13 protein-coding genes and 1 tRNA gene are annotated in these 20,541 nt (G+C 39.6%); 11 read left to right on the forward strand and 3 right to left on the reverse strand.

The features are described from left to right. Window positions 1-43: 43 nt before the first annotated feature. The 6 genes from LY11_RS09695 to LY11_RS09720 all read left to right on the forward strand — a co-directional run bounded on the left by LY11_RS09695 (window position 44) and on the right by LY11_RS09720 (window position 10,038). A complete protein-coding gene (locus tag LY11_RS09695; protein ID WP_111633523.1) occupies window positions 44-889 on the forward strand; it encodes a metallophosphoesterase family protein in 846 nt (281 codons plus the stop codon). Between the two features lie 142 nt (window positions 890-1,031). Beyond that, window positions 1,032-1,571, forward strand: coding sequence for an RNA polymerase sigma factor (locus LY11_RS09700; protein ID WP_111633524.1), 540 nt, complete (start codon window positions 1,032-1,034; stop codon window positions 1,569-1,571). Window positions 1,572-1,701: 130 nt separating this feature from the next. Next, window positions 1,702-2,667: a FecR family protein gene (locus LY11_RS09705; RefSeq protein WP_111633525.1), complete on the forward strand. Its 966-nt coding sequence runs from the start codon at window positions 1,702-1,704 to the stop codon at window positions 2,665-2,667. A gap of 119 nt (window positions 2,668-2,786) precedes the next feature. Further along, a complete protein-coding gene (locus LY11_RS09710; protein WP_245952697.1) occupies window positions 2,787-6,350 on the forward strand; it encodes a SusC/RagA family TonB-linked outer membrane protein in 3,564 nt (1,187 codons plus the stop codon). Window positions 6,351-6,375: 25 nt separating this feature from the next. After that, window positions 6,376-7,899, forward strand: coding sequence for a RagB/SusD family nutrient uptake outer membrane protein (locus tag LY11_RS09715; RefSeq protein WP_111633526.1), 1,524 nt, complete (start codon window positions 6,376-6,378; stop codon window positions 7,897-7,899). A gap of 81 nt (window positions 7,900-7,980) precedes the next feature. Beyond that, window positions 7,981-10,038, forward strand: a complete 2,058-nt coding sequence (locus LY11_RS09720) for a glycoside hydrolase domain-containing protein (protein WP_111633527.1) — start codon at window positions 7,981-7,983, stop codon at window positions 10,036-10,038. 204 nt (window positions 10,039-10,242) lie between these two features. Here the strand turns inward: LY11_RS09720 and LY11_RS09725 are convergent. Continuing rightward, window positions 10,243-10,316 (reverse strand) — tRNA-Met (locus LY11_RS09725). Between the two features lie 104 nt (window positions 10,317-10,420). Here LY11_RS09725 and LY11_RS09730 point away from each other — a divergent pair. The 3 genes from LY11_RS09730 (at window position 10,421) to LY11_RS09740 (ending at window position 13,648) form a co-directional block, all read left to right on the forward strand. Further along, window positions 10,421-10,801, forward strand: a complete 381-nt coding sequence (locus LY11_RS09730; RefSeq protein ID WP_041882351.1) for an START-like domain-containing protein — start codon at window positions 10,421-10,423, stop codon at window positions 10,799-10,801. Between the two features lie 51 nt (window positions 10,802-10,852). Next, window positions 10,853-12,289, forward strand: a complete 1,437-nt coding sequence (locus tag LY11_RS09735; RefSeq protein ID WP_111633528.1) for an LptF/LptG family permease — start codon at window positions 10,853-10,855, stop codon at window positions 12,287-12,289. Window positions 12,290-12,436: 147 nt separating this feature from the next. Then, entirely contained in the window at window positions 12,437-13,648 is a 1,212-nt protein-coding gene (locus LY11_RS09740) for a bifunctional 3,4-dihydroxy-2-butanone-4-phosphate synthase/GTP cyclohydrolase II (protein WP_111633529.1), read from the forward strand. On the opposite strand, the gene LY11_RS09745 is transcribed toward LY11_RS09740, so the two are convergent. Continuing rightward, complete coding sequence (locus tag LY11_RS09745) at window positions 13,632-18,023, reverse strand: translocation/assembly module TamB domain-containing protein (protein WP_245952698.1); 4,392 nt, start codon at window positions 18,021-18,023, stop codon at window positions 13,632-13,634. The genes LY11_RS09740 and LY11_RS09745 overlap by 17 nt on opposite strands. 128 nt (window positions 18,024-18,151) lie before the next feature. Here LY11_RS09745 and tsaD point away from each other — a divergent pair, with 128 nt between their 5' ends. Together tsaD and LY11_RS09755 are read left to right on the forward strand one after the other, a co-directional pair. Continuing rightward, window positions 18,152-19,153: a tRNA (adenosine(37)-N6)-threonylcarbamoyltransferase complex transferase subunit TsaD gene (gene tsaD, locus LY11_RS09750; RefSeq protein ID WP_111633531.1), complete on the forward strand. Its 1,002-nt coding sequence runs from the start codon at window positions 18,152-18,154 to the stop codon at window positions 19,151-19,153. Between the two features lie 58 nt (window positions 19,154-19,211). Next, window positions 19,212-19,391 (forward strand): hypothetical protein, encoded by a 180-nt coding sequence (locus tag LY11_RS09755; protein ID WP_111633532.1) that lies wholly within the window; start codon window positions 19,212-19,214, stop codon window positions 19,389-19,391. 76 nt (window positions 19,392-19,467) lie between these two features. Here LY11_RS09755 and recA read toward each other — a convergent pair whose 3' ends face one another. Further along, window positions 19,468-20,481 carry a recombinase RecA gene (gene recA / locus LY11_RS09760; RefSeq protein WP_183868471.1) on the reverse strand — a complete coding sequence of 338 codons (1,014 nt, stop codon included), beginning with the start codon at window positions 20,479-20,481 and terminating at the stop codon, window positions 19,468-19,470. Window positions 20,482-20,541: the final 60 nt, after the last annotated feature.

Below are 20,541 nucleotides of genomic sequence, written 5' to 3' on the forward strand. Positions count from 1 at the left end.
AAAGGGCTGCTGGTGATTGCAGCCCTTTATAAACCACATTTATATGGCAAACAGAAGATCATTTATTAAAAGCAGCGTAGCAGGATTAATCATTGCCCAGCTAACGCCAGTTATCGAAGTATTTGCAGGCGTTAAGCAAAATGCCCTTCCAGATTCAATTCAAAAACCTAAACTGCGGTTTGCCATTGCATCTGATGGACATTATGGTCAGCCAGGCACTCCTTATCAGGAAGATCACGAGCATATGATTGGCTGGTTGAAGGAGGCGCACCTGAAAACGCCACTGGATTTTGTAATTATCAATGGAGATTTGGTTCACGATCGTCCGGATCTGCTGATCGAGGTGAAAAATAAGTATTACGATAAGCTGCCCGTTCCATTTTATGCAGTGCCGGGTAACCATGACCATGCAGATACTGCCTTGTGGAAATCTGTTTTTGGTTATGAAGACAATTTCTCCATGCAAAAAAATGGGGTAGGTTTTATATTGGCCAATACTTCTGATATAAAGGGTGCTTACCGCTGTCCGGACAATGCTTTTTTGAAGAGAGAACTGGAAAAATTCAAAACACTGCAAACGGTTTTTGTAATCCTGCATATTCCGCCGCACATCTGGGTACCTCAAAATCCTTTTGTGGAATGTACCGAAACTGTTGATTTATTGCATAGCTATGAAAATGTAAAAGCTGTTTTCCATGGTCATGACCATAGTTTGGACGGCGTATTTTATACTGGAAAATTACCTCATTTTTTTGATGCACATATTGGTGGCAGCTGGGGCACAAGTTACAGGGGCTACAGGATTGTAGAGGTCAATGCAGACGGAAAGATTACAACCTACCAGGTGAATGCAAGTAAAAACCCGGCTTTAAACGAAACCAAATTTTAAGGCGGCCAAGTTAACTGCTGAAGAAGTCCTGGTTAAGTAAATTGCTGTACTTCATCTGATTAATCTATTCTTAACACAGACTTAATCTGCTGCATATAAGATAAGTCTACTTTTGACGCAAAGGTGAGCTTGAAGAATAATTATGATGGATAAATACTTATTTCAAGAATTTTATCAACAGCATAAGAAAAGTGTTTTTGCGATCGTAAATCTGCGGCTTCCTGATCTGGAAGATGCGAAAGATGTGGTGCAGGAAATCTTTCTGGAACTGTGGCTTAAAAGGGATACTTTAGCAGATGTCCGTGATATTCAACCTTATTTGTACGTTGTTGCCCGAAACCATGTCATCTCTGCTTTCAGAAAGAAGAATATCCAGCTAAAGAATGAAGGCCTTCTACTGGAAGGCTTAAATACGCTTGATTACTCTGCGGAGGAAAATACGATGGCAAAGGAACTGCATCAGCAGATCAATGTCATTGTAGAAAAACTGCCTGAAACGACACGCCAGTGTTACCAGCTCAGCAAAAATGAAGGGAAGAAGAACAGGGAGATTGCTGATCTCCTGAATATTTCAGAAAAAACTGTCCGTAATAATATTTCGGAAGCACTAAAACGGTTAAGGATAACTTTGAAAGAGAACCATCCTGAGATCTTTATGTTATTCCTGTTTTTCCTCAAATAACCTTAAATCATCTGTTGGTAAAATCCTGCTGTCCCGGGCCTTGTTCAGGCTAAGTAAAAACCTAATGTAAAGTTAACAATTCCTTAAAGGACATTCTGTGCCCGAGCGCGAGCTATATTAAAGCACAGTTTTGGACGAGAAGATACAAGTATTATTTAAGCGGTACCAGGAAGGTACAGTTACAGCCGAAGAACGCAGTCTGGTAGAAACCTGGTTTGAGAGTCACAAGGGGCAAAATAAAAAGCTGAGCCGTGAGGACGAAATATCAGTTTTTGAAGATCTTGATTCAAGAATAAACGCATTTATATCAGAAGAGGTGCCGGTACGTAAAATGAATTTCCGCTGGTTACAGATTGCAGCAGTATTTTTTACGCTGCTGGTTTCAGGTCTTTTCATGAGGAACAGGTTTACGAAAAAGGCTATAAAGCCAGAAACTTTTACCGAAATCAGTTCACTCCGGGGAGTGAAAAAAGAGATCACACTGAAGGATGGGACTACAGTCTTCTTGAATTCAGGCTCCAGTATTTTTATTTCTTCGCGGTTCGGGGAGAATAAAAGAGAGGTGAGGCTAACGGGGGAGGCCTTTTTTCAAGTACATCATGATGCAAGCAAGCCATTTGTTATCCACTCAGGAAAATTACAAACTACTGTCCTTGGAACATCTTTCGATATAAGGGCCTATCCTGAAGATGAGCAGCTGAAGATCAGCGTAGCTACAGGAAGAGTAAAAGTAGAAGGCAAAGGAACAGCTTCAAAACCGGCATTATATGTTAAAGCTTTAACACATAACCAGGCGCTGGTTTACAATAGGGTAAAAGACAGTCACCGGGTCACTGCTGTAAATTCGGACTCTGTGAGTTCATGGCGCACAAATCATTTAATCTTCGAGAATGCTTCGTACGAAGAGATCGCCCGCTCACTGGGCCGCTGGTATAACCTGGATGTTACGCTGACAGCACACCATGATCTAAAAAGATACACACTCAGTTTTTATAATGAACGGGCAGATAAAGTCCTTAATGTTTTATCAAACTTAACCGGTATGACCTATAGTATGAATGGAAGGAAAGTCATTATTAACCCTAAGAAATCTTAAGAAAAATGTAAAAAAGAGAGCAGTTTAAAAATGGGGACTGTGCAACCAGCCCCCATTGATGTTTTGCCTGAAAGGCACAAAAATTCAATAATCGTTCAAATTATTTATTTAACTCAAAAATGCAAAAATTTTATCTTATCCCATCCTTAAAATCTGCCAAATCAGGTGTGAAATTAGGAATGGTGAAATTAATGATGGCCATTACGTTTTTCATCCAGTTTAGTCTTCCTGCGCTTGCAGCCGACGCACAAACAATGAATAATACTAATATTTCATTTACTGCAAATAATCTCACTTTGAAAGAGGTGTTTAAGATCATTGAACATAAATCGAATTTCCTGATCGGTTATGATAATGTAATTGATACTAAAAAGATAGTTTCCTTAACAGTAAATGCTAAATCGGTTTATTTTATATTGAAAGAGCTTTTAAAAGACTATAAAGGGAGTGTAACCCAGGTAGATAACAACCATGTTTTGATCAAAGTAGAGAAACAGGAAGAGGTGATTGCTGCGGTACCTGCAAAACCTGTTGTATCGGCAGTGCAGGTTGAAGTAAGGGGGGTAGTCACGGATATGAGCGGCCTGCCTTTGCCAGGCGTAACTGTTGTGGATCTGTCTTCAGGTAAAAAAACAGGTACAGATGCTGAGGGAAGGTATTTCATGAGTATAGTTTCAGGATCAAAGCTGAGCTTCAACTATATAGGTTATGATAAGCAGGAAGTGCTGATCACTAGCCAGACCGTAGTCAATATAAAGCTGAAAGAATCAAGCAATTCATTGCAGGAAGTTGTGGCTATTGGTTATCAGAAAATACGAAAATCTGATGTTACAGGTGCAATCAGCAGTGTAAAAGCTTCAGAATTAAATTTATCAGCACCGACCATAGGGCAGGCGCTGGTAGGTAAAGTAGCTGGTGTACAGGTGTCACAAACAAGTGGCGCACCTTATGCCGGTACAAAAATCCGTGTCCGTGGTATCGGCTCACTGAATGCAAGTTCAGATCCTTTATATGTGATTGATGGGTATCCGGCAGGAAATAATGTATTCGTTAATCCTGAAGATATTGAAACGATCGACATTCTGAAAGATGCGGCATCGGCAGCGATTTATGGATCAAGGGCTTCGGGCGGGGTCGTGATGATCACAACTAAAAAAGGTAAAGACGGCAAGGGCAGATTTGAATATGATGTACAAGCTGGTATTACTCAATTGGGTAAAAAGATAAAATTGTTAAATGGGGATCAGTTTGAAGACCTGGTGATCAACGCACGTAATAACTCTTACAAAGATCTTTGGGTGAACGCAGGTAAAAACTGGAATGACGCGATGTATTCTGATAATAATGCGACCAGAACTGCGAATGTAGGTAACGGATCTTCTGTAAGTATTCCTGAGGACATCTATAATTTCGCTACCCAGCAAAAGATCGCACCTAAATATAATACAGACTGGCAAGATGAATTGTATAAAAATGCATTCTTTCAGCGTCATAATCTTGCCTTTTCAGGAGGTACTACAAATATCAGATATTTTATGAGTGGGGGTTTCCAGGATCAGGATGGTATCGTAGACAATACTGCTATGAAAACGCTGAACTTCAGGTCTAATATTGAAGCGGATGTAAGTAAAAGATTGAAAGTAGGTGCTAATATTGCTTATACGCAAACCAATAGTAAAGAAGTAGCAGAAGGTCGTTTTAGTCCGATGATGGCTGCATTGCTTTATATTCCTTACTTACCTGCAAGAGATGCAAATGGTGCTCCGATAAAATACGGGATGAATGCACTGGCGAACCAGTATGGTTTCCAGGGAATAGAAAATCCACTGGCCTCAGTTGAAGAAACTAAAAGTAACAGATTAGGTTACAGAACTACGATCAATGCAAACGCGACTTATCAGATCCTTGACGGACTTTCTTTCAAGGCTAACCTGGGTACACAGTCTTACAATGAAAAATACGATTATTACCTGCCTACCAGTTTGAGTAACGGAGGCGGAAACCCACCTTATTCTCCATCGTCTATTGCAGCTGCAAATGCGATTGCCCAAACGCTGACACAGGTAGATAAACTGGCGGAGTTTACCTTAAACTACGACAAGAAAATCGGTAAACACAATTTCAATTTACTGGGTGGTTATTCTGCGCAGCAAACTAACATTGATCTGATCAGGTTGAATGCCAAAGGGTTTACAAGCGATGCTATAGGTGAAATCACCGATAAGGGAGCAGATCCAAGTTTATTTACGCTTGATCCTTTGACTGGTAAATCTACCAATACGCTTCTGTCTTATTTCGGTCGTTTGAGTTATAATTATAATGGAAAGTATTTCCTGACAGGATCGGTTCGTACGGATGGTTCATCAAGGTTCGGTCCTTTAAATAAATGGGGAACATTCCCTTCGGTATCTGCTGGATGGAGCCTGTCGCAAGAAGATTGGTACCATGACTTTTTGGGAGAGCAGTCTTCTGTTAAAATGAGAGCGAGCTGGGGATTGAGCGGAAACAATAATATCGGTAATTATAATGCGGTACAAACTGTAAATTCTCCTACAGGGGCAGTATTCGGCGCAGGGGCTATTTCTTCGGCTGTTTTAGTAGGAAATGTTAAGGATCAGAATCTTGGCTGGGAATCTACTTCACAATATAATGTGGGTACTGATGTGACGATTCTTAAAAACCGTTTGTCATTTATTGTGAACTATTACCTGAGCAGATCTTATAATTTATTGTTCAACCAGCCAATTTCGGCTGTATCAGGTGCGACATCTATTCTTACGAATTTAAAAGACAGTAAGGTTCAGAATAAAGGGTTCGACTTCCAGGTAGATGGAAGGATCATCCAGAATAAGGACTTTACTTTTGGCGTGAGTGGAAATATCTCCTTAAACAGAAATAAAGTACTGGATCTTGGTGGTGCAAGTACAATTATTACTGCCGGAGCAGAACGTTCTTATAAAACCCACATCACAGAAATGGGACAGCCAGTAGGTATGTTCTACGGTTTTAAAGCATTGGGAAGAATAACTGCTGAAAATATAGGTAAAGTTGCACCTTCGGCTTCTTCTTCTAACCCTGCTAAAATTGGTGACCTTTATTTTGAAGATGTCAATCATGATGGGGTGATCAACGATAATGATAAAACGGTTATCGGTAGCCCATATGCTAAATTTACTTACGGATTTGCGTTAACGGCTACTTATAAAGCTTTTGACTTCCGCGCTTCGTTTAATGGTTCTTATGGTAACAAAATATTAGACGGGCAGGATTATTACCTGTACAATTTCGAGGGTTCAGGTAACCAGTATGTGCAGGTTGCAGACAGATATGTATCTCCGGATCAGCCAGGAAGTGGTTTAAACTACCGTCCGTCCCGCGCAGGAACACAAAGTAACAGTACACGTTTGTCATCATTCTATCTACAGGATGGATCTTATCTGAGAATGACCAATGCCACTATAGGCTATAATGTTCCTAAGTTATTGAGTAAACGTTTAAAAGTTGAAAATATCAGGGTTTTTGCCAGTGTAGATAACGCGTTTACCTTGACAAAATATAAAGGATATAACCCGGATGTAGATTATAACATTGGTACCAATGGTGCAAACTTAGCGCCGGGTGTGGATTATGGAAATTATCCGATAGCCAGAGCATATAATTTAGGTATCAAATTAACATTCTAAGCATAATTAATATAAAAATATAGTAATGAAAAGATATACGGTCATATTTTTCCTGGGGTTTGCAGTACTAACTTCTTGTAAAAAGAGCTTTGTGGAACAGGACAATCCCAATGCGACAACAGTAGACAATTTCTTTAAGTCTGAAAACAGCGTTTTATTGGCTGTAAACGGGGCTTATACTTCATTAAGAAGTGGTAATAACATTGGCGAGACCAGTGGTTTATTTACGGATGAGCGTTCTGATGATACAGGGACGAATGATTCACAGTCAAATTCGGGGGAGCCTTTCCAGTTTGGTAATTTTAGTATTTTACCAAGTAATACTTATTTAAAGTCTCACTGGTCAAGTTTATATGCAACGATAGCGCAGTGTAATAGTATTACAACGAATATTGATAAAGTAACTTTTGCTAATGGTGATACTAAAACACAGTATCTGGCGGAAACTAAATTTATCAGGGCGTTAATGTACTTCCATTTAGTGAGAAAGTGGGGGGATGTACCTTTGGTTACTAAAACTTTAACAACGACTGCCGAAATCACGGCAAATACTTATCGTCAGCCACAAGCAACTGTATATGCACAGATCGTAACTGATTTGAAGGATGCACTGGGTAGTAATCTGCCTAATCTGCAAACAGGTGCTAATGCAGGCCGTGTATCTAAAGCAGCGATCAATGGATTACTGGGACAGGTATATTTAACCATGGCCTCTACATTGGATAACAATAAAGCAGAGAACCTGACCAATGCCAATACCTATCTGACTGCTGCTTATGCGATGCGTCCGTTCAGCAACCTGAAGGATATTCCTTATACAGATGTGTTTGATGTAGCTAAAAAGACGACTAATCCTGAAATGATTTTGTCTATCGTAAATAAACAGGGTGATATTACTTACAGCTCGAGTATCGCGGCTAACAACCAGCCTTTGGGAGAAACGATTAATTCTCTTAAAACAGGATTGGGAGTTGGTGGAAATGTTACGCCAGATTTAATCAACGATTATGAAGCTAACGATCCAAGGAAAGACTTCTCTGTAAAATATGCTGCAAATCCACAGGTACAGGATTGGTTTGTGACCAAATATCGTGATGCCAGTGCTGCGGCAGGTGTAAATGGCTACGGAGGAAATGATACGCCACTGATGCGTTATGCAGATATTATCCTGATGCTTGCGGAGGTGAATATGGATCTGGGTAATACTGGTGCTGCTATTCAATACCTGGATATGGTACGTGCAAGAGCGGGTATGCCGCTATATGCTGAGGCTACTATGGATGCAAATTATTCGGCTAAATATCCTACACTGAAACTGGCGATCTTACATGAGCGCAGAGTGGAGCTTGCTTTTGAGCACCAGCGCTGGTTTGATTTGATCAGGTTCTTTACTACGCCTGAACTGGTTGCGTTCTTTAAGGCAAAATCACAAGCTGCTTTTGGAAATGCAAAGCTGGCTAACTTTGGTATTAAGGATAGGTTTTTCCCGATTCCTTTCGATGAGTACAAGCTTGATCCTCAGAAAATGTACCAGAATCCTGGCTATTAATCTGACTAGTTTTTAAGACCAACCTTTTATTTCAAATAGAGGGTTGGTTTTTTTTTAATCCGGCTTTTAATTTTACCTGTTATGAAGTACTTTTTTATTCTGCTGCTTTTTCCTTTTTGTTTAAGCGCGCAAACTACTGCCTTGAAAAATCCGGCTGCATTGGTCAATACATTTTTAGGTACATCGGGAGATCATGGGCAATTGTCTCCGGCTGCCAGTTACCCGTTTAGTATGTTAAGCATCGGGCCGCAAACCTATCCTAAATTACATGCAGGTTATGAATATAAGGCAAAGATATTTCTTGGTTTTACCCATAACCGTTTTGAAGGTGTGGGCTGTGAAGGAAGTGGCGGTAATATTCTGATCAAACCTTATTTAGGAGATCGGCCTTCGGCATCCACCCTGATTAAGACTTCTGAAGCTGCTGCACCTGGTAATTACGCGGTTGGTTTTTCTAATGGGATTAAAGCAGAATTTGCGGTTGTGGAAAAGCAGGGGCTGGAACATTATGTTTTCCCGGCAGGAGCAAAGGGTTTTTATTTCGATTTGAGGCATACGCTGGCCAACCATTTCGTTAGTGAACAGCATGAGATTAACGGACAAAGTATCAGTGGTTATGTAGAAGCGAAGACTACTTGTAATGCAGGAACGTATAAGGTCTATTATGTGATTGCTGTTGACCGGCCTGTAAAGTGGACTGACAGTGCCAATCATAAATTAACTGCGGTACTGGATGCGGCTGAAAGCAGTGCAGAAATCAGGGTGTCTTTTTCTGCTGTGGATGTGGCACATGCAAAGGCAGGTCTCAATGATTTTTCCTTTGCCCGGATGAAATCTTTAGGGGCTCAGGGCTGGAATGACGTATTGGGACGTATCCAGGTTGAAGGAGATCAGCAAAGAGCCAAGCTGTTTTATTCTTTGTTATACCGAACAATGCAGTCACCCTATGTGATTTCTGAGAAAGATGGTAGTTACCGGGCTACTGATGGCAGTTTACAGCATTCCAAAGAAACGATGTATAACGGCTGGGCGATATGGGATAATTACCGGACGCAGCTGCCTTTATTGTCTATTGTAGTACCTGAAAAATATAGCGGGATGGTTAATTCTATCTCGAACCTTTACGTTTTCGGTAAAAAGGATTATGCGACTCATCATGAACCCTCCAATACGGTAAGAACTGAACATGCTATTGTGGTGTTATTGGATGCTTACCGCAAAGGTTATCGGGTTGATTTTGCAGGGATTTGCGATTCACTTGTCAAAGATGTGGAGCGGCTGGATTACAGCCATCCTGATAAGGCCCTGGAATCAAGTTATGACGTATGGGCATTGTCACAGATCTTTAAAGTGCTGAAGAAAGATGAGCTGAGTACAAAGTACCTTCAGAAAGCTGCTGAATATAAGAAGTACTGGAAAAAGGATTTTGAGGATGTAACTAAAAGGGATGTTGACCGGGTATCTGCAAGAGGTTTATACCAGGGAACTATTCTGCAATACCGCTGGTTTGCTCCTTTTGACTTAAAGGGGTTGATTGAGCTGATGGGTGGGGAAGCTGCTTATATTAAACAGCTGGATCGCTTTTTTGACAATGATCAGTACAACCATGCGAATGAACCCGATATTCAGGCTCCTTTTATGTACAATGCTTCTGCTGAACCTTGGAAATCGCAGGCTTTGGTACACCACCTGGCTGTAGACACTGTGATTCAGTATTATTTTAATGATAACAGCAGAGGGATCGATCCTTTTATTGACAGGATTTATAAAAATCAACCTGATGCTTATATCCGGACTATGGATGATGATGCAGGGGCAATGTCTGCCTGGTATGTATTTGCAGCCTGCGGGTTTTCTCCTGCTTGTGTGGGATCGCCTGTTTACTATTTAAATGTTCCTTTGTTTAAAAAGGTTTCCTTCAGATGGCCAGATGGAAAAGTTCTTAACATTAGTGTGGATAACTATGTGGAAAACCGAAAATATGTGGAAAAGGTAACGTTAAATGGCAAAATACTGGACAGGAACTGGATTACTCAGGAAGAGATCATGAAAGGAGGGAAGCTGGTAATTACTGCAGCTGACCGGCCTGTTGAATCATTTGGTGTGAAAAATAGGTGGGTGTCAGATTTAAATCAGTAATGGAAATAAAGAATTAGGGGTGTAACACTTGTAGTGAGCACCCGTTTCTTGCTCAAAAGATCTTTATTCTGCTTGTTTCTCAGTTATTATACTATATTTGAAATAGGCACATGGTGGTAGTTAGCGCTCAGAAAAGGTGTAATTGGATAACTCAGGGCATAAAAAAACCTCTAGAGTGTTTCATCTAAAGGTTTGATTATCAAGTAGCGGGGAGCAGGATCGAACTGCCGACCTCAGGGTTATGAATCCTGCGCTCTAACCATCTGAGCTACCCCGCCGTGGGCTTCTTATTTTTTAAGAGTTGCAAATATAGAATAAAATACTTTTCTTTAGGAAAAAAAATAAAAATAATTTACAAATAACAAGATATAAGCGATTTAAGATGTCAGAAAAGAAAAAATTTACCCTAGAATATGAGTTGAAGTCGTCTCCGCGTATTTTGTTTAGCTTCATAAGTGAGCCAAATGGCCTGTCCCAATGGTTCGCTGATGATGTAGTTTTCCGTGATCAGGTCTATACCTTCACTTGGGATGATGAAGTCCAGAAAGCAAAAATGTTAAGTTTTAAAGAAAATAAGATGGTTAAGTTCAAATGGATTGATGATGAACCACACTGTTATTTTGAAATGGAAATTGTACAGGATGAATTAACTAATGATGTAGCCCTGTCTATTACTGATTTCGCAACTGAAGAAACACTTAAAGAAAGAACCCAGATTTGGGATAACCAGATCACATACCTGCACAGCGTAATCGGAGCGTAGTCTTATTAATTGATGTATAGTATTTGAGTTCCATTGTTTACATTTGTAACATTGAAAAAGATCCATATACTACTTCTTAAAGCATTCATAAGACCATTTATCGTCACTTTTTTTATAGTGATGTTTATTTTGCTGATGTTTTTCCTGTTCAAATATGTTGATGATCTGATCGGAAAAGGATTTGAATGGTATACGATAGTAGAGCTGATGTTTTATGCCTCGGCCGCGAATGTAGCCATGGCCCTGCCATTAGCGATATTACTGTCCTCTATCATGACTTTCGGGACATTAGGGGAGAACTATGAGCTGGTGGCTATTAAGTCGGCAGGGATCTCCTTACAAAAGGCCATGCGACCATTATTGGTACTGATCATTGGCATAGCCTTCTCTTCTTTTCTATTCTCTGAATATATGCTGCCAAAAGCCAATCTTAAATTTGGCTCCCTGTTATGGGATGTCAGGAATAAGAAATTGTCTTTTTTGATTAAAGAAGGGGTATTCAATAATAGTATCCCCGGTTATTCAATCCGTGTCGATGAAAAGGGAGCGGATGGCGTTTCCTTAAAAGGGATCATGATTTATGACCACACCGGAAATCAGGGAGTAGCAAAAATCATTGTGGCCAAAGATGGCACAATGAACACGACCAAAGATAAACAGTACCTGATTTTAAAACTGAATGACGGCGTAAGATACGAAGAGTCCAGCGGACAGAATAAAGGCTACGATCCAAGGCAGCAATTGACACGGATGCGCTTTGGTCAGACAGAACAGAAGTTTGACCTGTCCAGTTTTAAAATGAACCGGACTGATGAAAATAGCTTCCGGTCAAATAATCAGATGCTCAACCTCAGAGGTTTAACACACAAGTCAGATTCTTTAACTAAAGAACTGGATAGCGTAAACCGGTATGCCAGGGCTAATATTGGCAACTATTATAAACAGAATAACTACACTAAAGGCTATACTAAGGCTAAAGTTGCGCCAGCAAAAATCAATGCCGACATTCTGACTGACTTCCCTGAAGTTAAAAGGATGAATACAGTTCAGGCTGCATTGGATCAGGCTAATTCTATCAAACAGACGGTGGAAGGCCGGATTCCGGATCATGATGATAAGGTGGCCAACCTGATCAGGATCAGAATAGAGTACCAGCGGAAATTTACATTGGCAGTTTCCTGTTTGATGCTGTTCTTTATCGGTGCGCCGTTAGGGGCAATTATCCGTAAAGGTGGTTTGGGACTGCCGGTAGTCATGGCTATTATCTTTTTCCTTTTCTATCATATTATCTCTACGGTAGCAGAAAAATCTGCTAATCAGGGAAATATACATCCTGTGGTGGGTATCTGGATGGCTATTATTGTCTTATCACCCGTTGGGGCATTTCTAACGTATAAGGCGACTGTCGATTCTGCACTCTTTGATCTTACTTATTATAAGACGCTGATCGTGAGGATTTTCAAAAAGAAGAAGACTCCCGATAAATAGCAGAATATAGAATTCATATCTCTTTCATCAGAGTCTTACTTAACGATGATATTTTAAATATATATTATCCGTGGAAGGTTGTAACTTTGTTTATGAATCTTAAATTGGATTTAATTATATATCCTTTGTTGAAGGTCTGATGATAGAATGGAAATTAAACTGAACGCAATAGAAGATGCTGTTGCAGATATAAAAGCCGGTAAAGTTGTTATCGTTGTAGACGATGAAGATCGTGAAAATGAAGGCGACTTCCTTACTGCTGCTGGTAATGCAACTCCTGAAGTTATTAACTTCATGGCAACCCACGGAAGGGGCCTGATCTGTGCCGCAATTACTGAAGAAAGATGTGATGAATTAAACCTGGAGCTGATGGTCGGTAAAAACACCGCGGCTTATGAAACTAATTTTACGGTTTCTGTAGACCTGATAGGACACGGTTGTACCACTGGTATTTCTGCGTCAGATCGTTCTAAGACCATCCAGGCATTAATCAACCCTGATACTAATCCTGATGAGCTGGGCAGGCCCGGACATATATTTCCTTTACGTGCTAAAGATGGCGGTGTATTGAGACGCGCAGGTCATACCGAAGCAGCTGTTGATTTGGCAAGGTTAGCTGGAATGGTTCCTGCCGGAGTTTTGGTGGAAATTATGAAAGAAGACGGAGAAATGGCAAGACTGCCTGATCTGATCAAAATAGCAGCGCAGCACAATTTGAAAATAATCTCTATTAAAGATCTGATTGCTTATCGCCTGAAAAATGATAGCCTGATTAAAGAAGAGGTGACTATTAACCTGCCTACAGAATGGGGTGATTTCAAAATGACTGCTTATACGCAACTGGAGAATAACGCGACACACCTTGCCTTGAGCAAAGGAGAGTGGACTGCAGATGAAGCTATATTGGTTAGGGTACACAGTTCATGTGTTACTGGTGATATTTTTGGCTCCTGCCGGTGCGATTGCGGCCCTCAGCTGCATAAAGCATTACAGATGATTGAAAAAGAAGGTAAAGGAATTGTAGTTTATATGAACCAGGAAGGCCGTGGTATTGGCCTGGTGAACAAATTATTGTCTTATAATCTTCAGGATGCTGGTTTTGATACCGTAGAAGCTAATATTAAATTAGGCTTTAAAGGTGATGAACGCGATTATGGGGTAGGCGCACAGATTTTAAGAGCACAGGGTGTTCGTAAAATGCGTTTAATGTCTAATAATCCTACTAAAAGAGCCGGACTGATTGGTTATGGTTTAGAGGTTGTAGAGAATATCCCGATTGAGATTCTGAGTAATTCACATAACGAGACTTACCTGAAAACTAAAAGAGATAAAATGGGCCATACTATAATGAAGGGGTAGCTATAACTGCTTCTTTAAGTAACCTCTTTTGCTCTTCGGTGACCGCATCTTTATTAACTGATTGTTTTTTATGCTGATGCGTGTCATCTTGTTTGTTCTTTAAGTTCTTGCGGTATTTTCCCGTAACCTTTTGAACAAATTCTCTGAAATTATCAAATTGCTGTGAATAAATCAGACCGAATGAAGTAACATTCACGTTCTGATTTATTCCGGTATTGACGAAAATACTTTGTTGTGTTGGAGGCTTATTCGCAAGCTTTCCGATCAGGGTACCATCTTTGCGGATGAGTGCCAGGACTTCAACCTCACTACCTACGCTGTTCCTTGAAAATCCAATAGGCGAAAGATCACTTGTACTTCTGTTGTCTATGACACCTGCATTGACAATTACCCGGTTATTGAAAAATTTGAATGAGGCACTGGCTTCACTCAGTGACCGGATATTAATATCCACAAAATCAAGGTTAAGTGAAGATAATACATTGTTAAACTGGTTAAAGAGCAGCTCTGTTGCAGTACTGGCAACACCTGAAGTTACTTGTTTACCCAGGTCTTCCTTGCCTCCTCCAGGAGCAAAACTTCTCCTGATAATTAAACTGAAGGCCTGAAGATTCAGGTTATTCGGATCACTGAAGTAGGCCTGAAGCTCTTCCTTGATCGATGGGTTAGACGGGAAGAATATATCCAGTTTGATGTCTGGTTTCAATAAAAGACCACTTAATCCCATTTCTACTTCCACTGGCACTCTCAACAGGGAGTTACTGCTATTATCTCTGTTGGCAGCAGCATACAGATCAGAAAGCCCTGCTCTAAGCTCATAGATTGCCTTAAGCTGTATTTGAGCTTGCGTTGGATTTCCAGTCCATCTGATTGTACCTCCTTGCCTGATATTGAATTTCTTGTTAATGATCTCCTGAGCGGTAAAGTCGAAACTACCCGATTCAATAATATAATCTCCTGACATTTCGAAGTCTCCCAGACTATTGATTTCCAGGTTAAGATCGGCATTTCCTTTTCCACTTAAGTTACCCAGATTGGTAAACAGGTTGGCTGTACTGTTAGGGTCTACCTGCAGTTTAAAACTCATCGTGATCCCGTCAAAGTTTATTGCCTTTTTAACGTTTGCCGCAGTGTCTCTGCTCAAAAAGGTAATAAAATCTTTGCTGGAAACGGTTTCTGAACTATTTAACGGAAGATTGAATACTGTTCCTTTTTCTGTTTTGGCATCAATTCCAATAAACAACTTATTTGTCGGGCCTCTGAAGATGAAAGTACCTGTGGCAAAAGCTTGTCCGAAGTAAAGCTCATTGTCTTTAATAGTCGTATTTAAAGCCATGAAGTTTTTGGCTTTAATGTTAATATCCAGCGTTGGCGTATTGATATTGTTCATATCTACCGAACCATGAGCGGTTGCAATATTTCCGCCGGAGTCTTTCAAATCAAGGTCGTCAATATCAATCACACTATTTTCTACGGTCACTTTATGGGAGATCGTGTAGGCTGTTTTTAAATAATTAACCGTTAATTCTGCTTTATCCAGCGTAATATCTCCATTAATACTTGGGGCATTAAATGCGCCTGCAATGGTCAGGTCGGTAGAAATATGTCCTTTAAGGTTAGAAACCAGGTCGCTTACAAATGGTGAGAGTACGGTCAGCTCACTTTCGTCCATTTTCACCTTAAGATATATGTTTTTCTCTTTGATGTCCAGTTTCCCATCGACTTTAAGCGTCTCTTTTCCATCCCTTTTGATCCGTGTAAATATACTGGCAATATTGGACTCCTGATTATAAGAAGAGGTATCTGTCAGCGAGCCTATATAAGTGTCATTGAAATGCAGGGAGTCAATTTTTATATCATCATTGATCTTCGCTGATTTCAACAGGCCATAAAGTTTGGTTTTACCGTTTACATTACCCGATAATTGTACACCTACGGTTTTAAGGAAAGGGTTTAATGTTTTTAAACTGAAGTCTTTAAATCCTATTTTAAGGGCATCGTTAATATCTTCGGATAAAATTCCATCGACAGTTAAGAGCTGATTGCCACTTCGCAGGTCAAAATTACTGATCTCTGTTTTTCCATTTTTGAAACCGATCTTCACTTTATCCTGAATAGCCCAATCCTGGCTGTTAATTTTTAATAAAGAAGGGAGGATACTAATACGGGTCGTATCTTTCCCAAATTCAACCAGGCCGTTTAAATCGAGCTGATTTGCGTCATCGGCGTTGGATAGTTTAACGTTGAGTGCAAGGCTGTCGTTACGAAGCACATTTGAAATGTTGACATTCTTGATGTACAAGCTGTCATTCAGGTCTACACGGTCGGAAGTAATAATGGCTTGCAGCTGATCTTTAGTCGTGTTTTCATCCAGAATAATATTGTTGGCGATGACACCTTTATATTTTAATTTTTTAATGAACCCATTCAGTGTTGCTATTTTCTTTTCGGAATCAAAATTCCCAACTAATTCTGCCTGATCTTCTATTTCCAAACCTGGAGCAATTAATTCAGCAACGGGCTCGAAGCGTTTAATTTTGAGCTGGAACTTAAAGATCTGGTTTTTGAAATTTACAATATCTGCCTTAAGGGATGGGATATAAGTTTTTGCGAGTGATTTATAATAAGAAGGGAGCGTATTCAGGTCATACTGGCCTTGAATACTAGCATCCAGTACATCCGATTTGACGCCGAGTGTCCGGTCTGCACCAATTCCTTTGGCTTGTAATTGAACGGAGTCAATATTGTAGATTCCTTTGACATTATTAAGCCTTATCTTCTCAATCAATAAATCGCCCTGGATGTTGTTCAGATTAGTCCCTGAAAAATTGGTCTGGAAGTTCGCATCCACCATCAATGAGTCTTTAAACAAATGAAGATTACGGAGCTTGGCATTCTTGATAGAAGCCTTAAAGTCGAATACCGGAAGTTTAGGATTTAAGTTTACCCCACCATCAAAGTCAAGTTTGATATTTTTATCATCTATACTCAGTTTCCCGTCGAAGTATTTTTTATCAAAAACCCCATCTACTTTAACATTGGTATAACGATAATCATTAAAGTCGATATATTTTACATCCCCATTGATTTGCTCGGTCAGACTGTTAAGTTCTGTGCCTTTACCTTTCACATAAACGGATGCAGTTATCTTTCCAAGACTATTTTCATCAATCAGGTTTCCTAAATTGAAGTCGTATGTTTTTACATTTCCGGAGTAAGAAGGAATACCTTTCTTACTGATTTTCATGTTGACATCTGAAACGATCCGCCCCAGTTTAGTTTTGAACTCCCCAAAAGCAATAAAGTCATTTTGGAAGCCTGTGAAATTCCCATTGAAATATATATCACCAAATTTCTGAACAATTACAGGAATAACTGTTTTACGGTTTCCGGTTATATTGGTGAGCAGTTCATCTAAATCCTTTTTATTAGTAGATGCCATTTCAACTTTCATTTCCATAAAAGTCTCATCAAGTTCTGGCAGGCCTTTCAGATTGAAATCACCTTTGATATAAGTTGCTTTACCTGATTTAACGGTGAGTTTTTTTGCCTTCAGGTTATTCACCAGGCCTGTAATCTGCCCATCGATGTCAATGTTCAGGTTCATTTTGGCAACTTCTGAGGTGAAATAGGCTACATCTTTTGATTCCAGGTGACTGTTCTTGAAACGGGCCTTCATCCTCACTTTGTTGACATAGTCATTAAAGTCTTCATAATCATGGAACCTCATTTCGAAGTAATCCGAAAGGTGACTTTTATTAGTAATCAGCGTTAACTTTTTAAGTTCAATACGGTTGGTGTCGACTGTGGTAAAAGCACTCAGGTTTTTCAGATAAAAGCCGCTTTTCTCCTTGAAGGTCAGATTTTTTATATCTGCCTGCATCAGGTGATCTGTGGTATTCAGTTTTTCGAAAATACCATTCAGGCTGGTCAGTTCTACATCCTCAAAGTTTACACCATTAAGCACGGTATCAACATTCAGGTTTTTATATTTTAATTGCAGGTTGTTCAGGATTACCCGGTTAAAGGTAATTTTATAAGGCTTCTTTTTCTTCTTGACGGTTGTTGAAGGGCCAGAGTCAAAGTAGTCAATAATAAAATCAAGATTTGTGCCTTTATTTTTTCCTTTATATTTTTTGAGAAAGAAAGAACCATTGTTTAACTGTACTGTATTGACATCAATAATCCGCTTATCAAAGGACAGCATGTTCAGGTCTACAATAAATTTAGGTGTACTGAGCAGTGTATCCTTCTGCTGATCGAGCACCAAAAGGTCTTCAATGACTAAATATTTGAAGGGTTTAACGTAAATGCTGTGTAAAGAAATCGTCGTGTTTAATTCTTTAGACAGATAATCTGCTGCTTTTTTTGCCACAAAAGTCTGCACAGGCCGGAACTGAAGCGAAAATATGATAATCGCGAGCAGCAGCAGAATCGATGCAATAAACCAAAGAAGTATTTTTAATAGTTTTTTGATAGTTTTGTAGCTTAATAATAATCAACGTGTCAGTAATACTTGCTATCGAATCCTCTTGTGATGAAACTTCTGTTGCTATTTGTAATAACGGCAAAATTACTGCCAATGTTATTGCAAACCAAACTATTCATGAAAATTATGGTGGTGTAGTCCCTGAATTAGCTTCAAGAGTTCACCAACAGAACATTGTACCAGTAATTCAGCAGGCATTAATCGACGCTAAAGTTAGCAAAAAGGATATAAATGCCATAGCTTTTACCAGGGGGCCTGGATTATTGGGGTCTTTATTGGTTGGAGTGTCCTTTGCGAAGTCTTTTGCACTTGCTTTAGATCTGCCGCTTATTGCCGTGAATCACATGCACGCGCATATCCTTGCGCATTTTATTGATGATCCGAAACCATCATTTCCGTTTTTATGTTTAACAGTTTCTGGTGGTCATACCCAGATTGTGTTAGTGAAAGATTATTTTGATATGGAAATCGTAGGGGAGTCTTTGGATGATGCTGCGGGGGAAGCGTTTGATAAGACTGCCAAGATTCTGAATCTTCCTTATCCTGGCGGGCCACTGATTGATTTACATGCGGCAAAGGGTAATCCGCTGGCTTATAAATTCCCTGAGCCTCAGATCAAGGATTTGAATTATAGTTTCAGTGGTTTAAAGACTGCGATATTATATTTTATCAGAGGACAGGAAAAGATAAATCCTGATTTTATTCAGGAAAACCTGAATGATATTTGCGCTTCTGTACAACATAGCATTGTGCATATCTTATTAAACAAGGTGAAGAAAGCAGCAAAGCAGTATAATATTAAAGAGATTGCAATTGCCGGTGGTGTTTCTGCCAATACAGGATTGCGCAAGGCGCTGGAAGAGAAATCTGTGGAGCTGGGCTGGAAGGTATTTATTCCGGCATTTCAGTTTTGTACGGATAATGCTGCAATGATTGCTATTGCGGGTCATTATAAATTTATAAATCAAGAGTTTGTTGGTCAGGATATTGCTCCTGCATCAAGAATGGAGTTTTAAGCTGTTGCTTCGGGTAGCAGTAGTATATTTAATATTAAAGACACTAAAATAATTTGTTATGAATTCAATGAGTTTTTTATTTTTCGGCATGATGCTGGTTCCTTTCATTTTGCTTTTGATCTGGATGATCAAACAGGATAAGAATAAGAACTATATTGGTCTTGTCGTACTGGTTGCAGCTATATTTATAGCCGCTTATGTGGCGGTTAACGTGGATATGAAGTTTATGAACCCTTAAGTTATTTTCCGGATTTCATAAAAAAGCGGTATGCCCCATTTAGGACATACCGCTTTTTTGTATATTGATGTTGAGCTTACAACAATTCTTCTAATTTCTCACCAGTTACTTCTTCTCTGATTTTTCTTTCGATTTCATCAGCTAATTCCGGGTTGTCCAATAGCAGTTGTTTAACTGCGTCTCTTCCTTGTCCTAATTTAGTTTCACCGTAAGAGAACCATGAACCTGCTTTTTTAACAATATTGAAGTCTACACCTAAGTCGATGATCTCACCAACTTTAGAGATTCCCTGACCAAACATAATATCGAATTCTGCAATTCGGAATGGAGGAGCTACTTTGTTTTTAACGATTTTTACTTTTACCCTGTTACCTGAAACTTCATCAGCATCTTTAATCTGGGAAGTTCTTCTGATGTCAAGACGTACAGAAGCGTAGAATTTCAAAGCGTTACCACCTGTTGTTGTTTCCGGGTTACCGAACATCACACCAATTTTTTCACGTAACTGGTTGATGAAAATACAGCAACATCCTGTTTTAGCGATTGTTCCTGTTAGTTTTCTTAAGGCCTGGGACATTAAACGTGCCTGAAGACCCATTTTAGAATCACCCATTTCACCTTCAATCTCTGCTTTTGGTACTAAAGCTGCAACCGAGTCAATCACGATTACATCAATAGCTCCTGATCTGATCAGGTTATCAGCAATTTCTAAAGCCTGCTCACCGTTATCTGGTTGTGCAATCAAAAGATTGTCTACATCTACACCTAATTTCTTTGCATAGAATTTATCGAAAGCATGCTCTGCATCAATAAATGCGGCTACACCACCTTTTTTCTGTGCTTCAGCAATGATATGGGTTGCCAAAGTAGTTTTACCAGAAGATTCCGGACCGTAAATCTCGATCACACGTCCTTTTGGTACACCACCAATACCTAAAGCGATATCTAAAGTAATAGAGCCGGTTGAGATAGACTCAATAGATTCAGTAGGTGTATCACCTAATTTCATCACGGCACCTTTACCGTAAGATTTTTCTAACTTATCTAATGTAAGTTGTAATGCTTTTAATTTATCTGGGTTTGGGATCATCTTATTTAATTAGGTCGTAAATATAAAATATTTAAAACTATATACAGTAGTAATTATACT

Origin of the sequence: Pedobacter cryoconitis (assembly GCF_003259615.1) — a bacterium.
Taxonomy (GTDB): domain Bacteria; phylum Bacteroidota; class Bacteroidia; order Sphingobacteriales; family Sphingobacteriaceae; genus Pedobacter; species Pedobacter cryoconitis.

Excerpts from the sequence above, each read along its gene's own strand:
- LY11_RS09710 (WP_245952697.1), top strand. The coding sequence starts at position 2,787 with ATGCAAAAATTTTATCTTATCCCATCCTTAAAATCTGCCAAATCAGGT.
- LY11_RS09720 (WP_111633527.1), top strand. The coding sequence starts at position 7,981 with ATGAAGTACTTTTTTATTCTGCTGCTTTTTCCTTTTTGTTTAAGCGCG.
- LY11_RS09695 (WP_111633523.1), top strand. The coding sequence starts at position 44 with ATGGCAAACAGAAGATCATTTATTAAAAGCAGCGTAGCAGGATTAATC.
- LY11_RS09715 (WP_111633526.1), top strand. The coding sequence starts at position 6,376 with ATGAAAAGATATACGGTCATATTTTTCCTGGGGTTTGCAGTACTAACT.
- LY11_RS09700 (WP_111633524.1), top strand. The coding sequence starts at position 1,032 with ATGATGGATAAATACTTATTTCAAGAATTTTATCAACAGCATAAGAAA.
- LY11_RS09730 (WP_041882351.1), top strand. The coding sequence starts at position 10,421 with ATGTCAGAAAAGAAAAAATTTACCCTAGAATATGAGTTGAAGTCGTCT.
- recA (WP_183868471.1), bottom strand. The coding sequence starts at position 20,481 with ATGATCCCAAACCCAGATAAATTAAAAGCATTACAACTTACATTAGAT.
- LY11_RS09755 (WP_111633532.1), top strand. The coding sequence starts at position 19,212 with ATGAATTCAATGAGTTTTTTATTTTTCGGCATGATGCTGGTTCCTTTC.
- LY11_RS09740 (WP_111633529.1), top strand. The coding sequence starts at position 12,437 with ATGGAAATTAAACTGAACGCAATAGAAGATGCTGTTGCAGATATAAAA.